The sequence below is a fragment of the Nocardia carnea genome, from assembly GCF_029869215.1.
Classification (GTDB): domain Bacteria; phylum Actinomycetota; class Actinomycetes; order Mycobacteriales; family Mycobacteriaceae; genus Nocardia; species Nocardia carnea_B.
Window position 1 is genome coordinate 1 of sequence record NZ_JARWPM010000060.1, and the last position, 11,603, is coordinate 11,603.

At 67.7% G+C, this 11,603-nt stretch carries 12 protein-coding genes and 1 tRNA gene; 12 read left to right on the forward strand and 1 reads right to left on the reverse strand.

Annotated elements, in window-relative coordinates; translation table 11 throughout:
* Positions 1 to 127: 127 nt before the first annotated feature.
* From QH276_RS02565 to QH276_RS02590, 6 genes are all read left to right on the forward strand, one after another.
* Positions 128 to 1,093, forward strand: coding sequence for a UTP--glucose-1-phosphate uridylyltransferase (locus tag QH276_RS02565; RefSeq protein WP_280401703.1), 966 nt, complete (start codon positions 128 to 130; stop codon positions 1,091 to 1,093).
* Positions 1,094 to 1,130: 37 nt separating this feature from the next.
* Entirely contained in the window at positions 1,131 to 2,390 is a 1,260-nt protein-coding gene (glp, locus tag QH276_RS02570; RefSeq protein ID WP_280401702.1) for a molybdotransferase-like divisome protein Glp, read from the forward strand.
* Between the two features lie 11 nt (positions 2,391 to 2,401).
* Complete coding sequence (locus QH276_RS02575; RefSeq protein WP_280401701.1) at positions 2,402 to 3,052, forward strand: GNAT family N-acetyltransferase; 651 nt, start codon at positions 2,402 to 2,404, stop codon at positions 3,050 to 3,052.
* A gap of 260 nt (positions 3,053 to 3,312) precedes the next feature.
* Entirely contained in the window at positions 3,313 to 4,323 is a 1,011-nt protein-coding gene (gene sepX, locus QH276_RS02580) for a divisome protein SepX/GlpR (protein ID WP_280401700.1), read from the forward strand.
* A 118-nt stretch (positions 4,324 to 4,441) separates the two neighbouring features.
* Positions 4,442 to 4,517: transfer RNA gene (locus tag QH276_RS02585), tRNA-Ala, on the forward strand.
* A gap of 324 nt (positions 4,518 to 4,841) precedes the next feature.
* Positions 4,842 to 5,609: a TetR/AcrR family transcriptional regulator C-terminal domain-containing protein gene (locus QH276_RS02590; RefSeq protein WP_280401699.1), complete on the forward strand. Its 768-nt coding sequence runs from the start codon at positions 4,842 to 4,844 to the stop codon at positions 5,607 to 5,609.
* 2 nt (positions 5,610 to 5,611) lie between these two features.
* On the opposite strand, the gene QH276_RS02595 is transcribed toward QH276_RS02590, so the two are convergent.
* Positions 5,612 to 6,274 (reverse strand): TetR/AcrR family transcriptional regulator C-terminal domain-containing protein, encoded by a 663-nt coding sequence (locus QH276_RS02595; RefSeq protein WP_280401705.1) that lies wholly within the window; start codon positions 6,272 to 6,274, stop codon positions 5,612 to 5,614.
* A 520-nt stretch (positions 6,275 to 6,794) separates the two neighbouring features.
* Between QH276_RS02595 and QH276_RS02600 the strand changes: the two genes are divergently transcribed.
* From QH276_RS02600 to QH276_RS02625, 6 genes are all read left to right on the forward strand, one after another.
* Complete coding sequence (locus QH276_RS02600) at positions 6,795 to 8,102, forward strand: fatty acid desaturase family protein (RefSeq protein WP_280401698.1); 1,308 nt, start codon at positions 6,795 to 6,797, stop codon at positions 8,100 to 8,102.
* A 143-nt stretch (positions 8,103 to 8,245) separates the two neighbouring features.
* Positions 8,246 to 9,256: a glycosyltransferase gene (locus QH276_RS02605; RefSeq protein WP_280401697.1), complete on the forward strand. Its 1,011-nt coding sequence runs from the start codon at positions 8,246 to 8,248 to the stop codon at positions 9,254 to 9,256.
* Between the two features lie 19 nt (positions 9,257 to 9,275).
* Positions 9,276 to 9,725, forward strand: coding sequence for a DUF5994 family protein (locus tag QH276_RS02610; RefSeq protein ID WP_280401696.1), 450 nt, complete (start codon positions 9,276 to 9,278; stop codon positions 9,723 to 9,725).
* A gap of 117 nt (positions 9,726 to 9,842) precedes the next feature.
* Positions 9,843 to 10,430: a DUF5994 family protein gene (locus tag QH276_RS02615; protein ID WP_280401695.1), complete on the forward strand. Its 588-nt coding sequence runs from the start codon at positions 9,843 to 9,845 to the stop codon at positions 10,428 to 10,430.
* Positions 10,427 to 10,906: a DUF5994 family protein gene (locus tag QH276_RS02620; protein WP_280401694.1), complete on the forward strand. Its 480-nt coding sequence runs from the start codon at positions 10,427 to 10,429 to the stop codon at positions 10,904 to 10,906. The genes QH276_RS02615 and QH276_RS02620 overlap by 4 nt, the downstream gene beginning before the upstream one ends.
* Positions 10,907 to 11,093: 187 nt before the next feature.
* On the forward strand, positions 11,094 to 11,591 hold the full coding sequence (locus QH276_RS02625; protein ID WP_280401693.1) for a DUF4254 domain-containing protein: 498 nt from the start codon (positions 11,094 to 11,096) through the stop codon (positions 11,589 to 11,591).
* Positions 11,592 to 11,603: the final 12 nt, after the last annotated feature.

The window sequence follows — 11,603 nt, forward strand, 5'->3', positions numbered from 1 at the left end:
CCGGGGGCCCCGCCGTGCTATTCCGGGGGCGGCCCGGGTTTGCGCGGGGGTAACCCCCCGGGCCCCGGGGGGCCCAAACCCCGCGTCGCCGGAGGCGACGCAAATGAACACAGCCTAGGGTGTGTATATGACAGCAGAGGCCGCAAAACAGGATAGCGGGGGCGTCCGCCCGCCGGGACCGGAATTCCGGACGGCCGTCGTACCTGCGGCCGGGCTGGGGACCAGGTTCCTGCCCGCCACCAAGACGGTCCCCAAGGAACTGCTGCCCGTGGTCGATACCCCCGGTATCGAGCTCGTGGCGAGCGAGGCGGCCGGATCCGGCGCCGAACGGCTGGTGATCGTGACCTCTCCCGGTAAGGACGGGGTCGTCGCGCATTTCGTCCAGGACCTGGTACTGGAGAGCACGCTCGCCGAGCGTGGGAAGTTCCAGCTGCTGGAGAAGGTCCGCAAGGCGCCGGGTTTGCTCGATGTCACCTCGGTCGTCCAGGAGGAGCCGCTGGGACTCGGTCACGCGGTGGCGCAGGCCGAGGCGGTGCTCGACCCCGACGAGGAGACCATCGCGGTCCTGCTGCCGGATGATCTGGTCCTGCCGTGCGGAGTGCTGGATGTGATGAACCGGGTCCGGCGCAAGCGCGGTGGTTCCGTGCTGTGCGCCATCGACGTTCCCAAGGAACAGGTGAGCGCTTACGGCGTTTTCGATGTGGCCCCGGTGCCCGACGCCGTCAATCCGAATGTGCTGCGGGTCAAGGGCATGGTCGAGAAGCCGAGTCTGGAGGATGCGCCGTCGACCTACACCGCGGCGGGCCGCTATCTGCTCGATCGCGCGATCTTCGACGCGCTGCGCCGGATCGGTCCCGGCGCGGGCGGGGAACTGCAACTCACCGACGCGATTTCGCTGCTGATCGACGAGGGACACCCGGTGCATGTGGTTGTCCATCGTGGGTCGCGCCACGATCTGGGTAACCCGGGCGGCTATCTTCGTGCTGCGGTGGATTTCGCGTTGGAACGGGATGAATACGGTCCCGCGCTGCGCGAGTGGCTCCAGCAGCGGCTGAGTCCGGACTGGGACCCACAGCTCACCGTGGACGAATGAGTTCGCCTGCGCCGGCGAGGACATCGGGAAGGGCTGGATGCGCTCTGTCGAGGATCAGCAGATCAAGGTGACGGCCGCGGCCGTCGCGCCGCGCCCGGTGCGGGTCGCCATCTCCGAGGCCCAGGGCCTGTTGTGTGCCGAGGATGTGGTGACCGAGCGACCGCTGCCCGGTTTCGACCAGGCCGCGATCGACGGATACGCCGTGCGCAGTGTGGATGTGGCGTCCGCGGGCGCGGATATCCGCGACGAGGACGGTGAGCTGGTCGACCTGACCCTGCCCGTGGTCGGCGAGGTACTCGCCGGCTCCCGCCAGCCGATCCGGCTGCAGCCCCGCCAGACCGTGCGGGTGGCAACGGGCGCGCCGCTGCCCACGCTCGCCGACGCCGTGCTGCCGCTGGACTTCACCGACGGCGGCCGGGGACGGCTGAAGGTGTTCGAGCCGGTGCGGTCCGGCGATTACGTGCGGCGCGCGGGCGACGATGTACAGCCGGGGGATGTGGCGGTGCGGGCCGGCACGATCATCGGGCCCGCGCAGGTAGGGTTGCTGGCCGCGGTAGGACAGGACAAGGTGCTGGTGCATCCGCGGCCGCGGCTGTCGGTGATCTCCATCGGCGAGGAACTGGTCGATGTCGATCGCATCCCCGGCCCGGGGCAGGTCTACGACGTGAACTCCTATGCGCTGGCGGCCGCCGCGCGGGATGCCGGTGCCGACGTGAACCGGGTCGGGATCGTCGACGCCGATCCGCGGCGGTTACGCGATGTGGTCGAGGGGCAACTCGTGCGGGCGGAGGTCGTGGTGATCGCGGGCGCGGTCGGCGGCTGGGCGTCCGATCAGGTGTGTGAGGCCCTGGAAGGGCTCGGTGAACTCGAGATCGCCCGGGTCGCCATGCATCCGGGCTCGGTACAGGGGTTCGGCCGGCTCGGCCGCGACGAGGTACCGACCTTCCTGCTGCCGTCGAATCCGGTGGGCGCCCTGGTGGTTTTCGAGGTGATGGTGCGACCGCTGATCCGGATCGCGCTGGGCCGGCGGCAGCCGATGCGCCGGATCGTGCGGGCGCGCACGATCACCCCGATCCAGTCGATGGCCGGCCGTAAGGGATATCTGCGAGCCCAGTTGATGCGCGACGAGGCCACCGGCGAATACCTGGTGCAACCGCTGGGGAACAGCGCGAACGCTTCGTCGCATCTGCTGGCCGCCATGTCGGAGGCCAACAGCCTGATCGTGGTCGAGCCCGACGACACCGAAATTCGCACCGGTGACAAGGTTCGGGTCGCGTTCCTGGCGCAGCGCGGCTAGAAGTGGAGTCCATGAACGTATTCCGGGCTACGCAGCATCCGGGGTGGCCCGCGCACCTGGGCCCGGTGCGGGTGGCGGCCGGGGAGGTCACGTTGCGGCCGGTACGGTTGCGCGACGCGGCGGCGTGGAGCCGGATCCGGTTGCGCGATCAGGATCATCTGGAGCCCTGGGAGCCGACCGGCCGCGGCGCCTGGGATGCCCGTAATCACGCTTCCAATTGGCCGCCGCTGTGGTCGAGCCTGAAGGCCGAGGCCCGGCGCGGTGTGATGGTGCCGCTGGTGATCGAGGTGGACGGCGCGTTCAGCGGTCAGCTCACGGTCGGCAATATCGTGCGGGGGGCCTTGCGTTCGGCGTGGATCGGCTATTGGGTCACCCGGGACCTCGGCGGGCAGGGGGTAGCGACCGCGGCGTTGGCGCTCGGGCTCGACCACTGCTTCGGGCCGGTCGGATTGCATCGGGTCGAAGCGACTGTCCGGCCGGAGAATCTGGCCAGCCAGGCGGTGTTGCGCAATGTCGGCTTCCGCGAAGAAGGTTTGCTGCGTAGGTATCTCGATGTGGACGGGGCATGGCGCGATCATCTGCTGGTCGCCATGACGGCGGAAGAGTTGTCCGGCAGGGTCGTCGACCGATTGGCCCGGGAAGGGCGGTTGACGCTGCACTGAAACCGGGCCGGGGATCGGCCTGTTCGCCACCGGCGATGGTGGAAATGTGACTCATGTGGCGGAAGTGCACGGCGCGCCTGCCGTGCTGTACCCCTACTCGGAATTAACCTACGGACGTCGGTGGTGCGTCTTGCGTCACCGGCACCGAAGCTCGTACCACGATCTGCGAGACGTGCCCGCGGGAAAGAACCGGCGTCGGGTCGCACAAGGTCTGGCCTGAGCTGCGACGACGACCATGCGGGACGGAGGTGCTGACGACGATGCCGAACTCGATCCTGTGGATCGGCTTGGTCGTGCTGTGGGTCTTCGTCCTGTTTCCCATCCTCGCCGATCGGCATCCGCGAATCCGGCGGACCACCGATACCGCCCTGGCCACGCGGGTATTGCACCGTGGAGATTCCAAACGGCGCAAAGGAAGTGGCCATGCTCGTAAGAAGCGGTCCGGCCGGTCATACCGAAAGCGTCACCACGGCAACGATGCGGAGGATCGCATGACCACAACAGCCGAGGAGACAGTTACCGAGGCCGAGGACGAACACCTGCACCGGGGCGACGAGGATCGGGCGGGTCGGTTGGACGACGGCGATATCGCATCCGAATCCGCCCACCTGTATTCCGGCGCCGGCGAAGAGGCCGACTCGTCCGGGGAGGACACGGACGATATCGAGTTCGCATCGTCGTTCGAGGACGCCGCGCCCGCACGGATCCCGCCGATCCGGGCGGGCGCCCGGCACATGCTCGCCGACCCGGACGACGCGGCGGATTTCGTTCCCTCCCGGCGTGGCCGCGGTGGCTACGACCCCGAAGCCGACGCCATCGCCCGCGCTACCCGTTACACCTTCCGGCAGCGCGCCGTGGTCGCGCTGATTCTCGCCGCGATACTCTGCGGAGGCCTCGCCGCGGCCCTCGGCCCGATCTTCTGGTGGGGCTGTGGTGGTGCTGTGCTGTCGCTGGTCACCTACCTCGGCTACCTGCGCAAACAGGTGCGTATCGAACAGGAGATCCGGCGGCGCCGAAGCGCCCGGCTGGCCGACCGCGGCCACGAATCGGAGGAGTTCCGGGCTGAGGACGAGGAGCGGGACGGCCATTCCGCGGCCCGCCCCGGTATGGACCGCGATACCGCCCGAGCGCTGCGCCGCCGCGCTCAACTGCTCGAGCCGGATGACGAAGACCCGGCCTTCGAGCACCTGGACGCCTACGACGCCACCACCGCCCGGACGGTACGTCACCGCGCCAGCGGCGGGGATATCCGGCGGGCCGCCGGAGCGTGAACCCGCCGGACGGCACCGTCCCGCTACGGTGTGTCAGTATAACCCCAGGTCAACGCCCCGATTCGGTGTATTCTTACCGGGTTTGCTAGAGTGGCACAGCGCGGTCGGCAGGCCGCACGGGGCTATAGCGCAGTTGGTAGCGCGTCTCGTTCGCATCGAGAAGGTCAGGGGTTCGATTCCCCTTAGCTCCACCACAGAGGCGAGCGCTCATCACGAGTGCTCGCTTTTTCGATGGCGCTCTGCCAGCGAACCGCACAAGATCAGGACTCATACCCACTCCGGACTCCCGCAACCCGGGCTTACGGCGCTCGACGTCAGCCGCTGGTTCGCGCTCTGCGCGCCATCTGGGCGGCCATGTCCAGCCGATCGTGGGCACCGGCGCCGGTCGAATCGGGCGGTGTGGCCGGATGGCCGGGGCCTGCTGGTCGATCACCGTTTCCTCTCCTGGACACGGCACACACGGGTGTGTCAACGTTGTAGGTCTACGTTGCGTCAGGCGCATGCAGGAAGGGGCCGTGGTGGCTGAACCGCCGAACAACCGCAGGAAGGCCGGGATCGGCCGCCGCGGCAGCCCGGTCACTCGGGCGGCGGTACTGACTGCGGCGGTCGAGATCGTCGACCGCGACGGGGTCGATGCTCTGTCGATGCGGCGTCTGGCCGAAGCGGTGGGCCGCGATCCGATGGTGATCTACCGGCATGTACCGAACAAGGCCGCTGTCCTCGACGGTGTCGCCGAGGTGGTGTTCGGGGAATTGTCGGTCGACGCCGAGGCCTCGGATTGGGCCGCTGAACTGCGCCGCGTGGCTCGGGAGTTCAGGCGAGTGGCGTTGGCGCATCCGCGGGTGGTGCCGCTACTGGTGACCCGGCCGCTGGCCACGCCGCTCGGTCTCCGGCCGCCGGTCGTGGTGCGACCGCTGGAAGATATGCTCGCGCTGCTCACGCGGGTCGGGTACACCGAGGTCGATGCGTTGCATATCTATCGGGCGCTCTTCGGGTTCTTGTACGGGCATGTGCTCAACGAGTTACAGGAGATCGTGGAACGCCCGGAGGAAACCGACGATCTCCTGCGGCTCGGGTTGTACCGGTTGCCGATCGGGGAATTTCCGCTGGTGCGCGCGCTGGCGCCGGTGCTGGCGTCCTACGACGGCGCGGTGGAACTCGAGCGTGGACTGGATATCTTGCTGGCCGGGCTGGCGGCGACACTGCCCGGACCGGATCAGGTGCCGTTGCCCGGGTCCGGTGTGGCCACTTTGCCCGGACCCGAGGATGCGCCCGCCCCTCGATGACGTCATCCACTGGGCCCGCCTGGGTGCTGCGGTGGTGGTGGGTCCGGGGTTACGGTAGCGGTGAGACCGCTGATCAGGACATCGAGACCGCGTTCGAGTTCGGTGCTGCCGTCGTAGGTGGACAGGTGGGTGGCCAGCCCGCGCAGCAGTGGGAACTCGCCGATGGGCAACCGGTACAACCCGAGCCGGAGAAGGTCTGCGGCCTCTTCGGGGCGGTCGACGCTTTCCTGTATCTCGTGCAGGGCGTGTCCGTACAGGAAGCCGAACAGCGCGCGGTAGATGAACAGCGCGTCGCTACCGCTGAAGTCGGCACGGGTCAGCAATTCCAGAATTCGCTCCACCGGCCGCAGGGTGCCCGGTGGCCGCCGGCCGAGCGGTGTGCCGAGTGAGTGAGTGGCCAGCAGCGGCACCACATGTGGGTGTGCTACGGCGAGCCGGCGGAAGTCCCGGGCGACGGCGCGGAGCTGGTGGCGCCAGTCGGGGTCGGCAGGGTCGACCCTCAGCTGCTCCAGCACGAACTCTGCGATGCCGTCCAGGAGCGCGGATTTATCGGCGGCGTGCCGGTAGAGAGCCATCGGGTCGCGGCCGAGTCGTTTGCCCAGCCGGCGCATCGACAGCTGCTCCACACTGTCGTGGTCGATGATCTCGAGCGCGGCCGCCAACATCGCCGCGCGGGTCAACGGATGGGTGCGCTGGTTGCCGGGTCGGCCGTCCGATTGTTGCCGGCCGGCGAACAGACCGGCTCTCGTGTCGTTCGTTGCGTACACCGCCTGTTCACCTATTGCTCGATACGTCGTATATCTACACTGTAGACATACGACGTATCTCCGTCTAGGCTGTTGACTCAACCGGATATATGCGTCGACCGGTCGGCCGATCCGGGCGACCGCGGCCAGACAGCGCATCCGGAGACGGGACCATTCCGATGGCCGAAGAAAACAAGATCACACGCCGCGTTCAAACCATGAAAGTGAGCCTGACCAGGCTGTTCGACAAAACGGGCAGCGGCGATCGAGCTGGCGAGCCGCGGATCGCCCCAACGGCCCGTGGATTTATAGACCGAGCCAGGAACGCGGTAGGAAACGCGTTCCGACGCTGACCGATGCAATGCGAGCAGCGCATACGCGCAGGCATCGGCATTGGTTCGGCCGTGGCACAGTACCCGGCAAACTCGAGGTTCTGACAATGGCAATTACCGAAGTCGGTGTCTACGCGCACCTGAGTCCCGCCGATGTCGAAGCGCTCGGCAACGAACTCGATGCGATACGGCGCGATATCGTGGCACAACGGGGCGCACGGGATGCGGCGTACATCCGCCGTACCATCGCTTTTCAGCGGGGCTTGGATGTGGCCTCACGCCTCCTCATCGCCCTGAACAGGGGTAAGGCCGGCTGGCTGCTCGGAGCCGGCGGCCTGGCGGTCGCCAAGAGCATCGAGAACATGGAACTCGGGCACAACATCGGTCATGGCCAATGGGACTGGATGAATGATCCCGAGATCCATTCGCGCACCTGGGAGTGGGATATGGCGGGGCTGTCGGCGCAATGGCGCTACGCCCACAACTTCCGGCATCACGTGTACACGAACGTGCTCGGGATGGACGACGATATCGGCTTCGGCGTGATGCGAGTGACCCGCGACCAGCGATGGCAGCCGCGGCTGCTGTTGCAGCCACTGCAGAATCTGTTGCTCGCGGCCACATTCGAATGGGGCATCGCCCTGCACGACCTGTACTCCGAACGCGACCGCGCGGCCACGCCTGCGGAAAAGGCGGTGCAGACCAAGGCGTTCGCCCAGAAGATCGGCCGGCAGGTCGGCAAGGACTATCTGCTCTTTCCGGCACTGAGCCGGCGACGCTGGCGGCGCACCCTCGCCGCGAATGCGGCCGCCAACACCGCACGCAACCTGTGGGCGTATGTCGTCATATTCTGCGGCCATTTCCCGGACGGCGCGGAGAAATTCGCCTCGACCGTGGTCGAGGAAGAGTCGAAACCCGAGTGGTATCTGCGGCAGATGCTGGGCACCGCCAATTTCGACGCCGGCCCTACGCTGGCGTTCCTGAGCGGGAACCTGTGCTACCAGATCGAACACCATTTGTTCCCCGATCTGCCCAGCAACCGCTACGCCGAGATAAGCCACCGGGTGCGGGCGCTGTGCGAGAAGTACGACCTTCCGTACACCACCGGGCCACTGCTGCGCCAGTATCTGCTGACCTTGCGTACCATTCACAAACTCGCGCTACCGGACAGCCTGCTGATCGCGACCAGCGATGATGCACCCGAAACAGCGTCGGAGCGAAAATTCCACGGACGCAACGAGCCGGGTAGCGGCGACGTCTCCGGCAGTACCCCCTCGGCATCGGCTGGGAGGCGAGGGCTGCGCTCGACGCTCCGCGCGATGTCGGCCAGGCCGATTCGTGGCCCGGCGACGGCCGGCCATCCGCACCGTGGAGACCGGCGACCTCGACAGCGCCGTATGGCATTGCAGCCCTGACGAGCTCGGTAGCGGCGCGGTCGACACCACCTGACGAAGAAAGGCAGATATGTGCAGATTCGAATCAACGGAACGTCGATCGGCACACCGGCGTCCCACCGCGGCCGGTCCCCCGCAGCGGAGTGCGAGGTGAGTTCATGCCCATGAGCACGATCACCATCTCCTACGAGCACCTGCTCCGGCTCAGTGACGACCAGGGCATCTTCGAGCACGCGCGGCTCGCCGAGCCCCGTCTCGACGGTGGTTACTGCGTCGACGACGTCGCTCGTGGGCTGGTCGTCGCCGTGCGCGAACCCGAGCCATCCCGGCAGCTGCTCGACCTCACCACGGTCTATTTCGACTTCCTGACAGACGCGCTCACCCCGGACGGGCGGTGTCACAACCGTCGCGGGCCGGACAGCAACTGGCAGGACGAACCGAGCCTCGACGATCATTGGGGCCGCGCGCTGTGGGCACTCGGTGCCGCTGTCGCGCACCGGCCCGACCTGGCGGAGACGGCGCTGGCGCGTTTCACGGTCGCTGCCCGGCAGCGACCCCGGTCCTCGCGCGCGATGGCATTCGCCGCCCTGGGCGCGGCCGAGGTCCTCCGGGTGCGTCCGGGGAACCGCTGTGCTCGTGACTTCTTGGGCGACACCGCGGCGCTGATCGGTCCACCGACCCGCCGGACCGATTGGCGGTGGCCCGAGCCGCGGCTGCAGTACGCCAATGCGGTGCTGGCCGAGGCGTTGCTCGCCGTCGGCTCGCTACCCGGCAAGGAGCGCGTCCTGGCCGACGGCTTGGCGATGTTGCGCTGGCTGCTCGCGACCGAGACGGCCGGTGATCATCTCTCGGTGACTCCGGTCGACGGCTGGACGATCGGTGAGCCCCGGCCGGGCTTCGATCAACAGCCTGTCGAGGTCGCGTGCCTGGCCGATGCCTGTGCCCGCGCCTACGACGCGACCGGCGACCGGCACTGGAAGGACGCGGTCATGCTGTGTGAGGCGTGGTTCCGCGGCAGCAACGATATCGGTGTTCCGCTGCTCGACCCGGACAGCTTCGGTTGTTCCGACGGACTGGAAGCCATCGGTCGCAACGAGAACCAGGGCGCGGAGGCGACGCTGGCACTGATTTCCACGCAACAGCAGGCCCGGCGCCTGGCGGGGGAACCTCGGTAGGCAGACAGGAGTATCCACCATGACGTCACGATCGAGCGCGATCGAATCCTGCCGGCAGGACTGGTCTGCCCGGCCGGTGCGGCTCGAATTGGATACCGCGGGCATCGGAAATGCCAAGGGGGTCTGGTGGCCGCACAGCCGTGACCTCGTCGCGGAACTCGAGGTTCTGTTACCGGTGCTGCGGCCCGGATTCGGTCCGGTCCGGCGCGTGAGTTATCACCGCGACGAGTGGGTCGCCGCACCACGGGCAATGGTCAGCGGCGGACTGTGGACCCGACTCGACGGATACCGGCGGATGCCGGCCCGCACTGTCGATGTGATCGGCATCGGCGCCACGCTGAGGCTTCGGCTCATCACGCCGGTCGCCGGCGCCCCAGCGGGTGCGGCACAGCACCGTTCGATCCGTGATGGCGCGGCCGGACCCGATATCGACGAGTGGCTCCGGGCCTGGCGCCGGCGGAGCCGCTGATCAGGTGGGATAGCAAGGTAGGATGAAAGAGCCGGGTCGCTTTGTCTGAGACAATCATCGTCTCGTCGAATCCGGCGAACCAACAGGGGCCGCGGCGCGGTCTCAGTCAGGAGCGTCATGATGACGCAATCACACGAGCAGGCCCTGCCGGGCGGCTCCGCACGTATTTCCCTCCGCAGCGGCCCGCCGCCCGCATCGCGGCGGTTACCGACACCGAGAGCGCCCCGTCCCGGGGCGGTAGACGGCGCTTGGTGGCCCCACACCGACGACCTGCTCACCGAACTGGCGCGGGTCGAGGCGCCGCTGTCCGGGGGCATGGGCGCAGTCGATCGCATCATGTACGACCTGGATGCATGGCGACCGGCGCCGAAGCGTTCGACGGTGGGCGGGCGTTCGGTTCGGTTGGACGGTTACCGGCACCTACCGGCCCACACTCTCTGTTTCCTGGGTTCGGACCGCACCCGTCTCGTGCTGCTGGTCGTCCCCGCGCACACAGACGCAGCCACCGCGCGAGCGCTGCTGGCCGCCGCTTCTCGACCCGGAAACGAACTCACCGCCGATGAATTGATAGCAGCCGCCGACCGGCGCGGCCTCGAGCGCATCGAGAATGCGGCCGCATTGCGTCGCTGGGACGACGAAGGTGGACACGATGCCCAGCCACCCCGGCGCGCGACTTCCTCCGCTGGAGCCAGGAGCCCGATATGACTCAGCACCCATACAACGTGAGCGGCGGTCGCGCGGGCGGCCGTGATCCGGACCGATCCCAGCCCACCCCCCGGGGCGAGCAACCATTCGCCGCGCCCACTCGCACACCGCGACTGCTGCTCGGCGACCTCGAGGAACCCGCCGAGAGCGTCGACGGCGCGTGGTGGCCCAGAACCGACAACCTGACCACCGAACTGCACGACCTGATCGCCGCACTCACGCCGCGGCTCGGGGCGACCACCGGGATCGCGTTCGACTGGAACTCGCTCAGCGCGGCGCAGCGGGGCATCGACCCTCCCGACGGGGTCGAAATCACCGGACCGCGTCCGGGACAGTCCAGCCGGGTGATGTACGTATTCGGCCGGGGTGGCCGGCGCATACGGCTACTGGTGATCGACCCCGCTACAGACACGGACCTGGCAGACGCGCAGATGCGCGCGGCCGTGCGCAGTGTCGCGGACCGTACGAAATCATGAACCGGTCCGGCTACCAACGGCGGGCCGCTGCTGGTGCGGTGCCCGGTTGGCGCCCGCCCGAGGTTATTTACTCAAAAACGCGAACGCAATAGTGCGTTTCCTCCCTGTCTAGTGATGTAGATCGGCTATCGTCAGCGACTGAATAAAACCTATCCGATGCGCGGGACGACCGAATCGAGAGCCGATCATGTTTGAACAGAGTGTGATGGTGCCGGGTGACGTTCGACGGGGGACGCAGGTGGGGCCCTCGCGGGGCGGGTTGCCGACGGCTACCCAGCTGCTGTGCAGTTTCCAGGGGACGAAGTTCGCCGATCACGACCTGCTGCGTTCGGCTCATGCGCTGGCCGTACTACATACCCACCGGGCGGCGATGAACGATGCGCGACTGGTGGCCGAGGTGGACAACCGCCGCCGGGAGCTGGTCGAGGATATCGACGACTGGGTGCACGAGCGGGCACCACTGCGTCACGACGGGCTGATCCATATCGAAACCCTCGGGGCGGTGATCGACCGCATGGCCTGGGGCTGGGTGGATGCCAACCAAGCGGTGGAAACCGACGGTTCACGCGACCACCACGCCCGTAAGCGCTGGCACCGCCTGGCCGAATTGATCGACGGCTACACCGAATTGATCACCGAGGTCGTCGGCGGCCGCCGGCGGTTGCCTGTCCGCTTACCGGCGTAAGCAGTGCGGGGC